Source organism: Stenotrophomonas sp. CCNWLW162, from assembly GCF_037203745.1.
Lineage (GTDB): Bacteria > Pseudomonadota > Gammaproteobacteria > Xanthomonadales > Xanthomonadaceae > Stenotrophomonas > Stenotrophomonas maltophilia_AQ.
On record NZ_JBBCBL010000001.1, the window covers coordinates 964,262 to 980,363 of the forward strand.

14 protein-coding genes are annotated in these 16,102 nt (G+C 66.3%); 3 read left to right on the plus strand and 11 right to left on the minus strand.

Features of this window, described 5'->3' with window-relative positions; translation table 11 throughout:
- Nucleotides 1-4: 4 nt before the first annotated feature.
- The 6 genes from purF to V9K93_RS04630 form a co-directional block, all read right to left on the minus strand.
- Complete coding sequence (purF, locus tag V9K93_RS04605) at nucleotides 5-1,471, minus strand: amidophosphoribosyltransferase (RefSeq protein WP_012510177.1); 1,467 nt, start codon at nucleotides 1,469-1,471, stop codon at nucleotides 5-7.
- 30 nt (nucleotides 1,472-1,501) lie between these two features.
- A complete protein-coding gene (locus V9K93_RS04610; RefSeq protein WP_046982505.1) occupies nucleotides 1,502-2,281 on the minus strand; it encodes a CvpA family protein in 780 nt (259 codons plus the stop codon).
- Nucleotides 2,282-2,327: 46 nt separating this feature from the next.
- Nucleotides 2,328-3,368 carry an SPOR domain-containing protein gene (locus V9K93_RS04615; protein ID WP_136639882.1) on the minus strand — a complete coding sequence of 347 codons (1,041 nt, stop codon included), beginning with the start codon at nucleotides 3,366-3,368 and terminating at the stop codon, nucleotides 2,328-2,330.
- A gap of 81 nt (nucleotides 3,369-3,449) precedes the next feature.
- Nucleotides 3,450-4,721 carry a bifunctional tetrahydrofolate synthase/dihydrofolate synthase gene (gene folC / locus V9K93_RS04620; protein WP_046982507.1) on the minus strand — a complete coding sequence of 424 codons (1,272 nt, stop codon included), beginning with the start codon at nucleotides 4,719-4,721 and terminating at the stop codon, nucleotides 3,450-3,452.
- 41 nt (nucleotides 4,722-4,762) lie between these two features.
- The gene (locus tag V9K93_RS04625) at nucleotides 4,763-5,407 is read right to left on the minus strand and encodes a histidine phosphatase family protein (RefSeq protein WP_010483945.1); all 645 of its coding nucleotides are present in this window, start codon (nucleotides 5,405-5,407) and stop codon (nucleotides 4,763-4,765) included.
- 200 nt (nucleotides 5,408-5,607) lie between these two features.
- Nucleotides 5,608-7,770 (minus strand): S46 family peptidase, encoded by a 2,163-nt coding sequence (locus V9K93_RS04630; protein ID WP_253079319.1) that lies wholly within the window; start codon nucleotides 7,768-7,770, stop codon nucleotides 5,608-5,610.
- A gap of 477 nt (nucleotides 7,771-8,247) precedes the next feature.
- Here V9K93_RS04630 and tdh point away from each other — a divergent pair, with 477 nt between their 5' ends.
- Nucleotides 8,248-9,270, plus strand: a complete 1,023-nt coding sequence (gene tdh, locus V9K93_RS04635; RefSeq protein WP_032952044.1) for an L-threonine 3-dehydrogenase — start codon at nucleotides 8,248-8,250, stop codon at nucleotides 9,268-9,270.
- Between the two features lie 131 nt (nucleotides 9,271-9,401).
- Here tdh and V9K93_RS04640 read toward each other — a convergent pair whose 3' ends face one another.
- Nucleotides 9,402-10,097, minus strand: coding sequence for a TorF family putative porin (locus V9K93_RS04640; protein WP_136639885.1), 696 nt, complete (start codon nucleotides 10,095-10,097; stop codon nucleotides 9,402-9,404).
- A gap of 205 nt (nucleotides 10,098-10,302) precedes the next feature.
- Between V9K93_RS04640 and kbl the strand changes: the two genes are divergently transcribed.
- Entirely contained in the window at nucleotides 10,303-11,511 is a 1,209-nt protein-coding gene (gene kbl / locus V9K93_RS04645) for a glycine C-acetyltransferase (protein ID WP_337302139.1), read from the plus strand.
- 87 nt (nucleotides 11,512-11,598) lie between these two features.
- Here kbl and V9K93_RS04650 read toward each other — a convergent pair whose 3' ends face one another.
- From V9K93_RS04650 to V9K93_RS04665, 4 genes are all read right to left on the minus strand, one after another.
- Nucleotides 11,599-11,934 (minus strand): hypothetical protein, encoded by a 336-nt coding sequence (locus tag V9K93_RS04650; RefSeq protein WP_005412356.1) that lies wholly within the window; start codon nucleotides 11,932-11,934, stop codon nucleotides 11,599-11,601.
- Nucleotides 11,935-12,022: 88 nt separating this feature from the next.
- Nucleotides 12,023-12,829, minus strand: a complete 807-nt coding sequence (locus tag V9K93_RS04655; protein ID WP_253079321.1) for a pseudouridine synthase — start codon at nucleotides 12,827-12,829, stop codon at nucleotides 12,023-12,025.
- 20 nt (nucleotides 12,830-12,849) lie between these two features.
- Nucleotides 12,850-13,368, minus strand: coding sequence for a hypothetical protein (locus V9K93_RS04660; protein ID WP_046988125.1), 519 nt, complete (start codon nucleotides 13,366-13,368; stop codon nucleotides 12,850-12,852).
- 229 nt (nucleotides 13,369-13,597) lie between these two features.
- Nucleotides 13,598-14,689: an OmpA family protein gene (locus tag V9K93_RS04665; protein ID WP_046988126.1), complete on the minus strand. Its 1,092-nt coding sequence runs from the start codon at nucleotides 14,687-14,689 to the stop codon at nucleotides 13,598-13,600.
- A gap of 357 nt (nucleotides 14,690-15,046) precedes the next feature.
- On the opposite strand from V9K93_RS04665, the gene V9K93_RS04670 reads away from it, so the two are divergent.
- Nucleotides 15,047-16,066: a zinc-binding alcohol dehydrogenase family protein gene (locus V9K93_RS04670; RefSeq protein WP_337302140.1), complete on the plus strand. Its 1,020-nt coding sequence runs from the start codon at nucleotides 15,047-15,049 to the stop codon at nucleotides 16,064-16,066.
- The last annotated feature ends 36 nt before the right edge of the window (nucleotides 16,067-16,102 follow it).

Genomic DNA, 16,102 nt, shown 5'->3' on the forward strand with positions numbered 1-16,102 from the left:
GACCTCAGGCGCGGCGCTTGTGCTTGGCGTCATCCGAACGCAGTTGCTGGATGCGCTCGAAGTAGCCCGGCTCGATGCCGGTCGGGTAATGGCCATTGAAGCAGGACGAATCGAAGTTGCGCAGCGCCGGGTTGCCCTCGCTCACTGCCGCTTCCATGTCTTCCAGGTCCTGGTAGATCAGCCAGTCACAGCCCAGGTGGGCTTCGATCTCTTCCACGGTACGGTTATGCGCGACCAGCTCTTCGGCCGCCGGCATGTCGATGCCGTAGATGTTCGGGTAACGCACCGGCGGTGCCGCACTGGCCAGGTAGACCTTGCGTGCGCCCGCATCACGGGCCATCTGCACGATCTGCTGGCTGGTGGTGCCACGCACGATCGAGTCGTCCACCAGCAGCACCACGCGGTTGCGGAACTCCAGGTGGATCGGGTTGAGTTTGCGGCGCACCGACTTCACCCGCTCACCCTGGCCCGGCATGATGAAGGTGCGGCCGATGTAGCGGTTCTTGATGAAGCCTTCGCGGTACTTCACCCCAAGCACGTTGGAGATCTCCAGCGCGGCATCGCGCGAGGTATCCGGGATCGGGATGATGGTGTCGATGTCGTGGTCCGGGCGCAGGCGCAGGATCTTCTCGCCCAGCTTGATGCCCATGCGCATGCGCGCCTTGTGCACCGAGACGTTGTCGATCATCGAATCCGGGCGCGCGAAGTACACGTATTCGAAGATGCACGGGGTGTGCTCGGCCGGCTCGGCACAGATCTCCGAGAACAGCTCGCCACGCGCGGTGATCACCAGCGCTTCGCCCGGCTGCACATCGCGCACGCGCTGGAAGCCCAGCACGTCCAGCGCAGCCGATTCGGAAGCGACGATGTACTCGTCACCCTCGGCGTGGCTGCGCTTGCCCAGCACCAGCGGACGGATGCCATGCGGATCGCGGAAGGCGACCAGGCCCAGGCCCAGCACCACGCTGACCACCGCATAACCGCCCTTGCAGCGACGGTGCACGCCGGCCACCGCGCGGATCGCGGCTTCCGGGCTGAGCTGGCGCTGCTGCTCCAGTTCGTAGGCGAACACGTTCAGCAGCACTTCGCTGTCCGAATCGGTGTTGACGTTGCGGCGGTCCTGCTCGAACACCTGCTGGCGCAGCGCCTCGGTGTTGATCAGGTTGCCGTTGTGGGCCAGCGCGATGCCGTAGGGCGAATTCACATAGAACGGCTGTGCCTCGTCCATGCCTTCCGAGCCGGCGGTCGGGTAACGCACATGGGCGATGCCGACGCTGCCTTCCAGGGTGGACATCGTGCGTGCATCGAACACATCGCGGACCAGGCCCGTGGCCTTCTGCACCCGCAGGCGGCTGCCATTGACGGTGGCGATGCCCGCCGCATCCTGGCCGCGATGCTGGAGAACGGTCAAGCCGTCATACAACTGCCCGGCGACGTTCTGGTTGCCGACGATTCCGACGATGCCACACATGGTGCGAGGTCTCCGCTGGGCTGTGCCCAGTTACAAGGAAGGTGGCCGTACCTGGCCGCGGTGGTCGCCGCGCGCGCGGTCGACATTGGCCGGATCGCCCGGCTCGATACTGTCCGGCAGTGCTGGGGCGTCCGGACGCACTTCGGCCGGATCGTAGGAATCGCCCTGTTCCGCTTTCGCAGGCCGCAGCCATCCGCTGCCTGCCACTACCTGATTGAGGATGCCATTATCGCCTGCCGCGCCCGGCTTTCCCAACCCGGCGCCTGCGTTCTTGCCCAACTCCATCAATGCAGATGGGGACAGCGCGTCGGTCGGCAAGGCCTTGGGCAGCAGATCGGCCCCGGGAACCTCCCAGTGCGGCAGCTTGCTGTTCATCCAGGCCACGGTGGGGTTCAGCAGTGGGCGCACCGCCGAACGCTGCCAGGAGGGCTCGGCGGTCAGCGGAGTGAAACTGCCCAGCAGCAGCAGGATCGCGGCGATCAGGCCGCCACGGACAACGCCCAGCACGCCGCCCAGCAGGCGGTCCAGGCTGGTCAGCATGCTGCGATGGACCATGGCCTTGATGACCATGCCGATCACCGCGACCACGATCATCACGCCGATGCCGACGCCCAGGTAGCCACCGACGAAGTGCTCGCCGCCCGGTGCGGCCGGTGCGGCCCACCAGTGGGCCGCGTCATTGCCGAAGGCGAAGGCGGCCCACGCGGCCAACAGCCACGACAGGGTGCCGATGACGATGCCGACGAAGCCGCGCAGCATCCCCAGCAGGGCCGAGGCGGCGATCACGATCAGCAGCACCACGTCGATCATGGCGCCCCGCTCCTTCGGCGGCGCTGGCAACGGGGCTGCGCGTGGGTCATGGGTGCGGTCGCACCATGCCGGCCACGCCGACCTTGGCGGCGACCTGCGCCTTCAGCTGTTCGGCGTCGGCGCGGTTGGCCACCGGTCCGACGCGGACACGATGCAGGGTGCCCTTGTCGGTACGCACCTGCTCGACGAAGGCGCTGAAGCCAGCGGCGCGGACCTTGTCGCGCAGGGCATTGGCATCGTTGGCCTGGCCGAAAGCGCCCAGCTGCACCGCGAAGCCGACGCCACTGGCGGCCGGGGCTGCAGGCGTGGCCGGCGCCGTCGTCGGCTTGCTGGCCGCGGTTTCCGGCTTGGGCTCAGGCTTGGCTTCCGGCTTCGGTGCCGGCTTCGGCGGCTCCGGCTTGGCCACCGGGGTGGTGGTGGCAGTCGGCGTGCTCGGCGGCAGGCTTTCGCTGCGCACCGGATTGCCATTGGCCGAGGGTGCGGTGGCTGCCGCCGGGGTGCTCGCACTCGCCGGCGCAGGCGCCGGAGTGGCGGCAACTGCGGCGTTGCCGCCCGTCGCCGCATCCAGAGCAATAACCTCAGCCTTCACATCCGCACGGATCTTCACCGCCTGCAGCCGGGCCGCCTCGGCCTGGGCACGGTCGGCATACGGCCCGACCCGCACGCGCCATGCCTGGCGGCCGTTGATGGTGGCGCTCTCAGCGAAGCCCGGCAGCTGCGAACGCTTCAGGTAGGCAATCACCGCATCGGCGTCGGCCTTGCTGCCGTAGGCACCGAAGGTGACCGCGTAGTTGCCGGCGGCCACCGCAGGCGAGGTGTCCACGGTCGGCGGCGTGGCCGGTGCGGCAGCATCCGGCAGCGGCTTGGTCTGGCCGGTCTGCAGGCCGGTGGCACCGCCCGCCGGCGCAACCAGCGGCAGTTCGCGGGTTTCGAACTGGCCATCGGCTGGCGCATCCGGCGCGGCGATCGGCACATTGGCCACGCCACTGTCCGGGGCCGGCCCCTTGACCAGCATCGGCAGGAAAATCACGGCCAGCGCTACCAGCACGATGGCACCAATCAGACGCTGTTTCAGAGGCGTATCCACGTGAGGCAGGCAACTGTCCGGGGGTTGCGGTCGATTATACGGGTGCCGGACCGGACGGCGTCGGCGTTGGCTGAACGTGGATCAGGCCGGGTCCTGCAGCCACTGCAGGGCCGCGGCGGCGGTGTGGAACGAGCCGAACACCAGCACCCGGTCACCGCGCTTGGCCTGGGCCAGCACCTGCGCCAGCGCTTGTTCGACGCTGTCGGACAGCTGTGCGGCAGCGGCAGCGGTATCGGCCAGGCGCGCCTGCAGCTGCGCCGCGCTCTGCCCACGCGGGCCGTCCAGGCCGGCCAGGGTCCACTCGCCCACCACGTCCTGCAGTGCCTGCACCACGCCCAGCGCGTCCTTGTCCTGCAGCGCGGCGTACACCGCCAGGGTGCGCCCAGGTACCGCCTCGGCCTTCAGCGCGCGCGCCAGCTGGCCGGCGGCCTGCGGGTTGTGGCCCACGTCCACGCGGATCTGCACGCCGTCACGCTCGAACGCCTGCAGGCGGCCGGCGATGCGGGCGGCGGCCACGCCTTCGGCCCACGCGGCGCGCGGCACCGGCTTGTCCAGCGCACGCAGTGCAGCGATCGCAGCACCGGCATTGGCCAGCTGGATCGGCCCGGCCAGCGCCGGGGTCGGCAGCTCCAGACGGGTACCGACATCGCGCCAGCGCCAGCGCTGGGCATCGATCGGCTCGTAGAAGTAGTCGCTGCCGCCGCGGATCGCGTTGGCACCCACCAGGTAGGCACGCGCCAGCACGCTTGATGGCGGATCGGTCTCACCCAGGATCACCGGCTTCCAGCCGCGGATGATGCCGGCCTTCTCGGTACCGATGGCTTCGCGGTCATCGCCCAGCCATTCGGCGTGATCGATGTCCACGGTGGTGATCACCGATACATCGGCGTCGACGATGTTGACCGCGTCCAGGCGGCCACCGAGGCCCACTTCCAGCACGGCCAGATCCAGCCCGGCGTCGGCAAACAGCTGCAGCGCAGCGAGCGTGCCGTACTCGAAATAGGTCAGCGTGGTGTCACCGCGCGCCGCTTCGACGGCATTGAACGCAGCAACCAGCGCCGCATCGTCGACATCCTGGCCATCGATGCGCACACGTTCGTTGTAGCGCAGCAGGTGCGGCGAGGTGTAGGCGCCGACCTTCCAGCCGGCAGCACGCGCGATGGACTCGATGAAGGCCACGGTGGACCCCTTGCCGTTGGTGCCACCGACCACGATGGTGCGCCCGGCCGGTGCACCCAGGCCCATCGCGGTGGCAACGGTGCGCACGCGCTCCAGTCCCATGTCAATGCTCGCCGGGTGCTGGCGTTCAATGTAATCCAGCCAATCGGCCAGGGTGGTCGGGGTGTTCGTCACGGCAGTGCTTCCAGCAGGTACAGGTGGTTCGGTGTGGCGGGTCAGAGTGCGCGGTGCTTGGCTTCGCCGAAGAACGGCGTGTGGTGGGCGCAGTCGTTCAGGCGCACCACTTCCAGGCTGTCCAGATCGGCGCCTTCGAGCAGGTTGAGCGTGGTCGGCGCCTGGCGGAAGGTCCACAGGCGGGAAATCGGCAGGCCCAGCACCTTGCACAGGATCACGCGGTTGACCGCGTCATGGGCAACCACCAGCAGCGTGTCGTGCTCGCCGAGACCTTCGGTGGCACGGGCCAGGCCACGCCAGCTGCGTTCCAGCACCAGGCGCAGCGATTCGCCGCCGGGCATCAGCACGGTATCGGGCTCCTCGCGCCAGGCCTGCAGGCGCGACGGGTCCTTCTCGTTGATCTCGCTGGCGAGCAGGCCTTCCCACTCACCGTGCGCGATTTCCTGCAGCTCCGGCTCGGTCAGCAGCATGTCGGCACGCGCGGCGCCAAGCGCCAGCTGCGCGGTGCGCTGGGCGCGCGACAGCGGCGAGGCCACCGCACGGGTGATGTCGACCGAAGCCAGGCGGGCACCGAGGGCCTGGGCCTGAGCTTCGCCGATCGGCGAAAGCGGAATATCGATCTGGCCCTGGTAGCGGCCTTCGGCGTTCCACGGCGTTTCACCGTGGCGGGCAAGCAGGATGCGCATGCGTGCAAGGGGTCCTGGGGGGAGGAGGTTTCCGCGTTTCGTTCACATCCTGTGAAGTCCACGGAACAGGGATGATACCTGTTCGGCGGACCCGGCCGGGCCGGGCACGAAAAAACCCCGCGACGTAGGTCGCGGGGTTTCGGAAACTCCGGCTATCTGGTCGAGGTTGCCGGCCAGCGGCCGGCACTACCGCAACCGGTTTATTTCGCCAGGTTCAGTTCCTTCAGCAGCTGCGGCGCCGGCGCCACTTCCTGCATGATCCACTGCATGTAGCGGCTGTCCACGGCGATCATGCGGGTCATCACCGGGTCGAACACCCAGTTGGAACTGACCGATTCCCAGTTGCCGTCGAAGGCCAGGCCCACCAGCTTGCCGTTGGCATCCAGCACCGGCGAACCCGAGTTGCCGCCGGTAATGTCCAGGTTGGACAGGAAGTTCACCGGCACCGAACCAATGCGCTTGTCTTCCAGGCCACCGTAACGCTTGGCCTTGACCGCATCGAGCAGCGCCTTCGGCGAATCAAACGGATCTTCACCGGTTTCCTTCGCCGCCACGCCTTCCAGGGTGGTGAACGGGGTGTACTTCACGCCGTCCTTGCCGTACCCCATGACGTTGCCGAAGGTGATGCGCAGCGACAGGTTGGCATCCGGATAGACGAACTCGCCCTGGCTCTTCTTGTAATCGGCCACCGCCTGCAGGTACAGCGGACGTGCGGTCAGCGATTCGCCTTCGCGGATCTTCTTCTGCTCTTCCTGCTTCAGCAGCGCCGGCATGACCGCAACGGCGTACTGGATGGCCGGATCGTTGCTGGCTTCGAACGCAGCGCGGTCGGCCTTGAACCACTTCAGGCGGGTGTCCAGGCTGCCCAGCTCGGTGCCGCCCAGCTTGGCCACCAGCGACTTCACCGCAGCGGCATCGCTGCCGGCAAGCCACTTGTTCAGCACTTCGTTGTCGCGCTGCGCGGCCGGCAGAGCCACGTACTGGTCCAGCCAGTAGGCCTGCAACTGCTGGTCCATCTTCGCCACGTAGCGGCGATCCATCTGCTTCAGACCGCCTTCGATGGTGGTCAGGTCGCGTTCCTGGTAACCAGCTTCGCGTTCGGCATCCGGCTTGCTGCGCTCGATCGACAGGCGGTACAGGGTGATCGCCGCGCCGACGGCCGAGGTGTTGTTGAACTGACCGACGAACAGGTCGCGTTCGCGGGTGGACTTGCTGGTATCCAGATGCTTGAGCAGCTGCGCGTGTGCGGCCAGGGCCGGCTTGCCGGCAGCACCCTGCTTCTTCAGCCAGGCCAGCACGGCGGCTTCTTCAGCCTGCTTCTGGCCGGCGGCGTCGATGCGCTTGAAGCCTTCCAGCTGGCCCAGGTAGTTCTTGGCCACGTTGTTCATGCTGGCGGCAGTGGCGGCGTACTTCACCTTGACGTCGGCGTCGGCCTTGCCGGCATCGGCGATCATCTTCAGCACTGCGTTGTAGTGCTTGGCGATGGTCGGGTAGGTGAAGCTGGCGGTTTCGTTGAACTCGCCGGCCAGTGCGTAGCGGTTGGTGCGGCCCGGGTAGCCGGCCACCATCACGAAGTCGTCGGCACCCAGCGGCTGGTCGGCGAACTTCAGGAAGTGCTTGGGCTGGTACGGCACGTTGTCGGCGGCGAAGGCGGCCGGCTTGCCATCCTTGCCTACATAGGCGCGGTAGAACGAGAAATCACCGGTGTGGCGCGGCCACATCCAGTTGTCGACGTCGCCACCGAACTTGCCGACGCTGCCCGGGGGCGCGTAGACCAGGCGCACGTCCTTGATTTCCATGTTGCGGAACAGGCGGTAGGTGTTGCCACCGGAGAAACTGTACAGGCGGCAGCGGAAGCCGGCGTCGGCTTCACAGGCGGCGACCTGTGCCTTGTCGAAGGCGTCCAACGCGCGGCTGCGGGCCAGCGGGTCGTTGCCGGCGGCAGCGATGGCGGCCTTGGCCTGGGTGGTGACGTCGGTGATCTGGTCGAGCACGAACACGCGGGCGTTCGGGCCGGCGCTCAGTTCATCCTTCAGGGTCGGCGCGTTGAAGCCGTCCTTGATCAGGTTCTTCTGCGCAGTCGAATTCAGCTGGATGGCGCCATAAGCGCAGTGGTGGTTGGTGACCACCAGGCCCTGCGGCGAGACGAAGCTGGCGGTGCAGCCACCGAGGGCGACGACCGCGCCCATCGGGTCGCCGGTCAGGTTGGACAGCTGTTCCGGGGACAGCTTCAGGCCGGCCTTCTGCAGCGGGCCGGCGATTTCCGGCAGCTGCTGCGGCACCCACATGCCTTCAGCGGCATGGGCGACCTGGGCCAGCCCGAGGCTGGCGACGATGGAGAATGCAAGCAGGTTCGAGCGCATGGAGCGGCCCCTGGTAGTGGAACCTTCGATTGTAGCCCGCCGCCCTGCCCCGCCCCGAACCCCGGAAGTCATGGACCTACTTCTCGCTCTGCCACGCGCACGTCGGCCGCGCACACGGAAATCGTCCAGAGGGGGCGTGGTCACCCTGGACGGGACCGTTGGCGCCATGGGCCGGGCGCATGCGACTGGCGGGTTGGGCAGGACGCCAACCCCGGTCTTGCCGTGTGCGCAGGACAGCGCGCACGAGCAAGGCGCCATCGAGCACCATGGAGGGGCTTTTGCGTGTCCCGGCCAGGGTGACCACGCCCCCTTTCCCGGATCAGGGAGGCGCCGCTGTTCGCAGCACGTTCGAAACGCCCGCCAGCACACGCCTTTCGTTCCGCCACTGCACCCGCAGCGCAACATGGGAATTCCGCGCGGGCCTCTATAATCCGCGTTTTCCCCCTGATGAGTTCCACCCCGATGGCGCAGCAAACGATGAAGGCCCTGGTCAAGCGCGAAGCAGCCAAGGGCATCTGGATGGAAGAGGTTCCGGTGCCTACCCCGGGCCCCAACCAGGTGTTGATCAAGCTGGAAAAGACCGCGATCTGCGGTACCGACCTGCACATCTACCTGTGGGACGAATGGAGCCAGCGCACGATCAAGCCGGGCCTGACCATCGGCCATGAGTTCGTCGGCCGCATCGCCGAGATCGGCCCGGGCGTGACCGGCTACGAGATCGGCCAGCGCGTCTCGGCCGAAGGCCACATCGTCTGCGGCCATTGCCGCAACTGCCGTGGCGGCCGCCCGCACCTGTGCCCGAACACCGTCGGCATCGGCGTCAACGTCAACGGCGCGTTCGCCGAATACATGGTGATGCCGGCCAGCAACCTGTGGCCGATCCCGGACCAGATTCCGTCCGAGCTGGCCGCGTTCTTCGATCCGTACGGCAACGCCGCGCACTGCGCGCTGGAGTTCAACGTGATCGGTGAAGACGTGCTGATCACTGGCGCTGGCCCGATTGGCATCATCGCCGCAGGCATCTGCAAGCACATCGGCGCACGCAACGTGGTGGTCACCGACGTCAACGATTTCCGCCTGAAGCTGGCCGCCGACATGGGCGCCACCCGCGTGGTCAACGTCGCCAACACCTCGTTGAAGGACGTGATGAAGGAACTGCACATGGAAGGCTTCGACGTGGGCCTGGAAATGAGCGGCAACCCGCGTGCGTTCAACGACATGCTCGACTGCATGTACCACGGCGGCAAGATCGCCATGCTCGGCATCATGCCCAAGGGCGCCGGCTGCGACTGGGACAAGATCATCTTCAAGGGCCTGACCGTGCAGGGCATCTACGGCCGCAAGATGTACGAGACCTGGTACAAGATGACCCAGCTGGTGCTGTCCGGCTTCCCGCTCGGCAAGGTGATGACCCACCAGCTGCCGATCGACGACTTCCAGAAGGGCTTCGACCTGATGGAAGAAGGCAAGGCCGGCAAGGTTGTTTTGAGCTGGAATTGACCCTTCGCCGCGCGCGATGAGTGGGTGCCGAGCTTGCTCGGCACACCTTGAAATTGAAAAAGGCGCCCGATGGGCGCCTTTTTCGTAAAGCGTGCCAGGCAAGCCTGGCACCTACCGTAACGCCTGCGGCGTTACTTACCGATGGCCACGCTCAGCATCACGCGGCTGTGGGCCAGCTTGCCGGAGTTGTCGCGGCCGTTGCCGTCGGTGCCGTAGTAGCCCAGGCCGACCTTGGCCATCCCGAACTGGCGCTCAACGCCGACATTCCAGTCGGTGTAATCCTTGGCGATGCCGTCTTCAAACGTGCTGCGGCCGACATTGGCATTCAGGGTGAAGTCCTTCGGCAGGCCCCAGCTGCCACCCAGGCCGAAGTACCAGCCATCGGTGCTGCTGTTCCATACATCGTTGGTGTAGGCCACCGTCAGCTTGTAGGTGTCATCCAGCGTGGTGGTGGTGATCAGCTCGTTGTAGTTCTGGTGGCTGGACTTCAGGTAGGTGTAGCGGTTCAGCAGCACGTCGAAGTTGACGCGCTCGGTGACGTCCACGCCGTAGCCGATCAGGTAGTCGACCTCGGTCTTCGGATCACCTGCACCGAAGTCCACGCCCGAGCCCCAGACGCCGGCATACAGGCCGACCGGGCTGGTGTAGGTGAAGCCAGCCTGCAGGGTCGGATCCTCATCGGTCTGCGACACACCACGGAACAGGTAATCGGAAACAGCGGTGACGTTCCAGCTGTACGGCGATTCGTTTTCCTGGGCGCTGGCGGCGAACGGGGCGGCCAGGGTCAGGGCAGCGGCAATGGCGAGGCAGGCACGGGCGTGCGTCATGAGCGTCTCCGGTGGGGGCGGTGGCGTGGAAGGCAGGAGCGGGCGTAGCGGCCGGAGCCCGACAGCTCCGGTTCACGAATTCTTAACCAGTTTGCTATTGCGATGCAACATGTGCCGGCCGTGGCGATGCCCCACCAAGGCCGGTTGGCGAGCGGCGATGCCCGGTAGAATCAGTGGTTTCCCCGTTCAGAGCCGTGCCCACGCCATGACCGACGCCTCCTCCGCCCTGACCCGCCACTATGCCGAGGAACTGGACGCCATCCGCGCCCAGGGCCTGTTCAAGTCCGAGCGGATCATCACCAGCCCGCAGTCGGCCGAGATCACCCTCGACGACGGCCGCACGGTGCTGAACTTCTGCGCCAACAACTACCTGGGCCTGGCCGATCATCCGGACCTGATCCAGGCGGCCAAGGACGCACTGGACAGCCACGGCTTCGGCATGGCCTCGGTGCGCTTCATCTGCGGCACCCAGGACCTGCACAAGCAGCTGGAAAAGCAGATCGCCGAGTTCTTCGGCAAGCAGGACACCATCCTGTACGCGGCCTGCTTCGATGCCAACGGAGGCCTGTTCGAGCCGCTGCTCGGTGAGAACGACGCGATCATTTCCGACGCGCTGAACCATGCCTCGATCATCGACGGCGTGCGCCTGTGCAAGGCCAAGCGCTTCCGCTATGCCAACTGCGACATGGCCGACCTGGAAGCGCAGCTGCAGGCCGCGGATGCCGCCGGCTGCAAGACCAAGCTGATCACCACCGACGGCGTGTTCTCGATGGACGGCTTCATCGCCCCGCTGGACGAGATCACCGCACTGGCGAAGAAGTACAACGCGCTGGTGCACATCGATGAGTGCCATGCCACTGGCTTCCTTGGCGCCACCGGCCGCGGTTCGGCCGAGGTGAAAGGCGTGCTGGAAAAGATCGACATCATCACCGGCACCCTGGGCAAGGCCATGGGCGGTGCGCTGGGCGGTTTCACCTGCGCCAGCGCCGAAGTGATCGAACTGCTGCGCCAGCGCTCGCGTCCCTACCTGTTCTCCAACTCGCTGCCGCCGCACGTGGTTGCTGCCGGCATCAAGGCATTCGAGATGCTAGCCGCCGCCGATGACCTGCGCGGCTCCCTGGCCGAGAACACCGCTTACTTCCGCGAAAAGATGACCGCCGCCGGATTCGACGTGAAGCCGGGCGTGCACCCGATCAGCCCGGTGATGCTGTACGACGCACCGCTTGCACAGAAGTTCGCCGAGCGCCTGCTTGAGGAAGGCATCTATGCGATCGGCTTCTTCTTCCCGGTGGTGCCCAAGGGCCAGGCCCGCATCCGTACCCAGATCAGCGCCGCGCATACGCGTGCCCACCTGGATCGCGCCATCGATGCGTTCACCCGCATCGGCGTCGAGCTGGGCGTGATCAAGGGTTGATCATGGCCGGGGTCGGATCCCTTTCCTGCGGAAAGGGCTCTGACCCATCGGTCAAGGCGTGTCGACCAAGGTCGACACCCACAGGCGTCATTTCTTTTTCTTCTTGCCCTTCGGCTCGTCCTTGCTGGCCACCACCACCGGCTTGGCAGCGGCATCCTGGCCGTTGCCCTTGGCAACGCGGATGCCGTTGGCCTTCATCCAGGCATCGAACTCGTCGGCGGTCATCTTCTTGTCGCCGTTGCTCATCAGGAAGCGGTAGCTGCCGCGACCGTCCAGTTCCGGGGTCTTCACTTCCACCACCGGGGTTTCGGCAGGCGTTTCCGCCTTGGCCACTTTCTTGTGGCCGCCACAGGCCGTGAGCAGCACCATCGGCAGCAGCAGGCCTGCGCAGCGCAGGGTTTGGTTGAGGGTCGGGTGGTACATGGTGGGCAGGCTCCGTTCGGGAAATTCAACAACCAGGCGCCCCCTACGCCTGGAACGGTGACCGGCAGTTGCCGGCCGCAGGCGATGATCAGCCTGTTGCAGCGGCCCCCAGCCGCTGCTGGTCGCTGACCTCAAGCACCCGCCACTGGCCCTTGCCGAGATCGCCGAGCGTGAGCTCTCCGATCGCAACCCGGACCAGGCGCAGCACCTGCAGGTCGAAGGCCGCCAACAGGCGACGGATATGGCGGTTGCGACCCTCGTCGAGGACCACCTCCAGCCACGCGGTCTTGTCACCGCTGCGCAGCACGCGCACGGCCAGGGCGACCAGGAACTCGCCCTCGTCTTCGACACCGGCGCGCAACGCGGCCAGGGTGTCCTGGTCGGGCAGGCGGTCCACCTGCACGTGATAGGTCTTCTGCGGCCCGGTCTCCGGATCGGTCAGATGCGCCGCCCACTGCGGATCATTGCTGAACAACAGCAGGCCTTCACTGGCCTTGTCGAGGCGCCCGACCGGTGCGATCCACGGCAGGCCGGCACCATCGAAACAACGGTAGACCGTGTCACGTCCACGCTCGTCCTGTGCGGTAGTGACCACGCCCCGTGGCTTGTTGAGCATCAGGTACAGGCGCTGCGGCGCAGCCATCGGCTGGCCGTCGACCTCGATCAGCGGTGCCGGGCTGGCAATTGGAAATTCAGGATCACGGACGATGCGGCCAGAGACGCGTACCCGCCCTTCGGCGATCCAGCGCGCGGCCTCGCTGCGCGAGCACACGCCGGCCTTGGACAGCACGCGCGCCAGGCCATGGCGCACACCACTGGAGGCGTTCGGGTTCGCACGCCCACGCGGGGCGTGGGAGCGGGCGGCGGGGGCGGCAGGTGGGCGGCGCGTGCGCAAGCCTCTGCTCCCCGCGTCGCTTACTTCTTGTCGACCGGCTTGGTCTCAGCCGGTACTTCGGCTGCGGCCGGGGTGGCTGCCGGGGTCGCTGCCGGAGCCGGACGCGCCTTGACCACGCGCACACCACGCGCCTTCATCCAGGCGTCGAACTCCTCGGCGGTCATGCGCTTGCCGTTCTGGCTCATGTCGAAGCGCCACGGCGTATTGTCGAACTCGGTCTGCGGCTTGTAGGCGGCCGGATCGTTCGGCTTCACCGCTGGTGCACTCGGAATGGCCTTGGCGATGTTCTGGCAACCATCAATGCGCAGACGCTGCAGCACCTGGTCCAGCGACTGCGACGGATCGTAGTTGCCGCTCAGCACGCCGGCCGGCATGCCCAGCTGGTTGCCACGGATGTACAGCTCGTCAGCCACCGGTGCGATGGTCGTGGCCGGCAACGGCAGCGGCGAGGCGCTGGTGTTGACCGAGCAATCGACCGCAGCGTGGGCGGCGGGAACCAGGGCCAGCGCCAGGACGGCGGCCGATGCAGAGCGCAGCATGAAGGGCATCCAGGAAAGGAAGTGACGCGGCGAGTTTAGCAATGCCGCGACAGCTTTCAAGCGCCACTTTCAATGAATACGGCAACTCATTGGTTCTAGAAGAAAATTACCGACGAACGGTTGGCCGTCAGCGGGCGACTTCGGGGGGTCCGGACAGTCCAGGCCGCAGAAACAACAAGACCCGGCCGAAGCCGGGTCCTGCTGTGTCCTACTGGCAGAGCGTCAGAACTTAGTTCTGGACGTTCAGCTCGGTACGACGGTTCTTGGCGCGACCTTCCGGGTTGTCCGAACCATCCGGGTTGGTGTTCGGGGCAATCGGACGGCTCTCGCCGTAGCCGATCGGGCCGACCAGGCGACCGGCGTCAACGCCGTTCTTGGTCAGGTAGTTGTACACGGCGGTAGCACGACGCTCCGACAGCTTCTGGTTGTAAGCGTCGGTACCCTTCGAGTCGGTGTGACCGGCGACTTCAACGCGCAGATCCGGGTAACGCTTCAGGATCTCGGTGGCTTCGCTCAGGATCGCCACGGCGTCCGGACGCAGGTTCGACTTGTCGAAGTCGAAGTTGACGCCCTTCAGGTCGATGGAGACCGGCACCGGGCAACCGTCCGGACCGATGGTCTGACCCGGCTGCGAGTTCGGGCACTTGTCGTCGCAGTTGTTGACGCCGTCACCGTCGTCATCCAGGTCGGCGCAGCTCGGGGCAACCGGAGCCGGAGCCGGCACAGCTGCCACCGGGGCCGGGCCCAGCGGGATCACGACGCCGACCGAAGCCAGCACGTCACCGAACCAGTCTTCCTTCGGAGCGGCAACGCTCTGGTCGTCGAAGTCAGCGCGGTAGGCCACTTCGGCGCGGACAGCAACGCGCTTCTCGAAGGTGGTCTGCAGGCCGACGCCCAGCTTGGCGGCAACGTTGCCGTCCTTACGCTGGCGCGGACCATTGGCATTCAGCGCCGGGTACTCTTCTTCCGACTTCTGGTAGCCCAGGCCACCGACGATGTACGGGTTCCAGCCGCGGCCTTCCTTGATGAAGTGGCGACGCAGGTCCAGCGAGACGCCGTACTGCGACCAGTTCAGGTCCTTGTTCGAATCGAAGTTCGGGTTCTGATAGTTCAGCTCACCGTCCAGCGACCAGTTCGGGCTGATGAACTTGCCCAGGCCCAGGGTCACGAACGGAGCGTCATTGGTCAGACGGTCGCTGTCCTGGAAGTTGAAGCCGGCCGAACCGGTCAGGTACCAGCGGTCATCGAACTCCTGCGCGGAAGCAGCCTGGGCGAAAGCCAGACCGCCCAGCAGCGCGGCAGTAAGGATCTTCTTGTTCATTGAGTACAGCTCCTATTTCGGGGGTATGAAACCGGTAGAGGCATGGGCCAGCACTACTGCGTCGAAGCTCGACAGCCGATTCAGCACGCCACCGCCGCGAACATTATGCTCAGGCGGGTGAAGGTCATGTTAACAGTCCCGTAACATGTGAAGTGTTGTGCCCGACCCTCCACCGGTCCGACGTTGAAACCCTATACAGGATGATGAAAATCCGCAAGACCCTCACGCTGCAAGGGTTTGACGGGGTTTAAGTGCGAAAAGCGACATTCTTCGCCACACACTGCATCACGCGATTCAGCGCGTTTGCGGAAAGGTGAGGAACCTTATGATGCAGATACGAACCCAGCCGGAGCCGAGATGAAAGCCGTCGCCCTGAGTCGTGAATCCGCCCCCGCCCTGCACGATATTCATCTGCCTCCACCGCTGCCTCCGGGCGGCCGCGACCTGTTGGTGCGGGTCGAGGCGGTCTCGGTCAACCCCGTCGACAGCAAGCAGCGCGCCGCCACCGATCCGGCCACGCTCGACGCCCCCCGCGTCCTCGGCTGGGACGCCGCCGGCGTGGTCGAGGCGATCGGCGACGAGGCCAGCCTGTTCGCCTCCGGTGACGAGGTCTACTACGCCGGTGATGTCACCCGCCCCGGCTGCAACGCGCAGTACCAGCTGGTGGATGAGCGCCTGGTCGCACGCAAGCCGACCACCCTCGACTTCGCCGAGGCCGCCGCATTGCCACTGACCACCCTCACCGCATGGGAACTGCTGTTCGAGCGGATGCCCCTGCGGCTGGATGACCGTCGCCAATCCGGCCAGCACCTGCTGGTGATCGGCGGCGCAGGTGGCGTCGGCTCGATGGCGATCCAGCTGGCCTGTCACGCAGGCTTCGAGGTGATCGCCACCGCATCCCGCGAGGCCTCGATCGACTGGTGCCGGCGAATGGGTGCCCAGCACGTGATCGACCACCGGCAACCGCTGCTGCCACAACTGCAGGCGCTGGGAATCGATGCGGTGCAGGTCGCACTCAACCTGGCCGACACTGATCACTATTGGGACGAACTGGGCCTGCTGCTGGCGCCGCAGGGACATGTCGGCCTCATCGTCGAACCGCGCGGCCCGCTGCGTATCGGCGATCCCTACAAAGCCAAGTGCATCGGCATCCACTGGGAATTCATGTTCGCGCGCTCGCGCTTCGCCACGGCCGACCGCATCGAGCAGCACCGCATCCTCAGCCGCGCAGCCAGCATGATCGATGCCGGCCAGCTGCGTGGCACGCTCAGCGAGACGCTGGGCACGATCAATGCGGCGAATCTGGACATCGCGCATCAGCGCCTGGCCAGCGGACGCACGCTCGGCAAGCTGGCACTGGTGGGCTGGGGCGAGTGAGCGGTCGGGTAGGAACGCGTCCACACTCGGCTTGGC

Excerpts from the sequence above, each read along its gene's own strand:
- V9K93_RS04640 (WP_136639885.1), bottom strand. The coding sequence starts at position 10,097 with ATGACGCACGCCCGTGCCTGCCTCGCCATTGCCGCTGCCCTGACCCTG.
- V9K93_RS04650 (WP_005412356.1), bottom strand. The coding sequence starts at position 11,934 with ATGTACCACCCGACCCTCAACCAAACCCTGCGCTGCGCAGGCCTGCTG.
- V9K93_RS04670 (WP_337302140.1), top strand. The coding sequence starts at position 15,047 with ATGAAAGCCGTCGCCCTGAGTCGTGAATCCGCCCCCGCCCTGCACGAT.
- purF (WP_012510177.1), bottom strand. The coding sequence starts at position 1,471 with ATGTGTGGCATCGTCGGAATCGTCGGCAACCAGAACGTCGCCGGGCAG.
- tdh (WP_032952044.1), top strand. The coding sequence starts at position 8,248 with ATGAAGGCCCTGGTCAAGCGCGAAGCAGCCAAGGGCATCTGGATGGAA.
- V9K93_RS04660 (WP_046988125.1), bottom strand. The coding sequence starts at position 13,368 with ATGCTGCGCTCTGCATCGGCCGCCGTCCTGGCGCTGGCCCTGGTTCCC.
- V9K93_RS04610 (WP_046982505.1), bottom strand. The coding sequence starts at position 2,281 with ATGATCGACGTGGTGCTGCTGATCGTGATCGCCGCCTCGGCCCTGCTG.
- V9K93_RS04630 (WP_253079319.1), bottom strand. The coding sequence starts at position 7,770 with ATGCGCTCGAACCTGCTTGCATTCTCCATCGTCGCCAGCCTCGGGCTG.
- V9K93_RS04625 (WP_010483945.1), bottom strand. The coding sequence starts at position 5,407 with ATGCGCATCCTGCTTGCCCGCCACGGTGAAACGCCGTGGAACGCCGAA.
- V9K93_RS04665 (WP_046988126.1), bottom strand. The coding sequence starts at position 14,689 with ATGAACAAGAAGATCCTTACTGCCGCGCTGCTGGGCGGTCTGGCTTTC.
- kbl (WP_337302139.1), top strand. The coding sequence starts at position 10,303 with ATGACCGACGCCTCCTCCGCCCTGACCCGCCACTATGCCGAGGAACTG.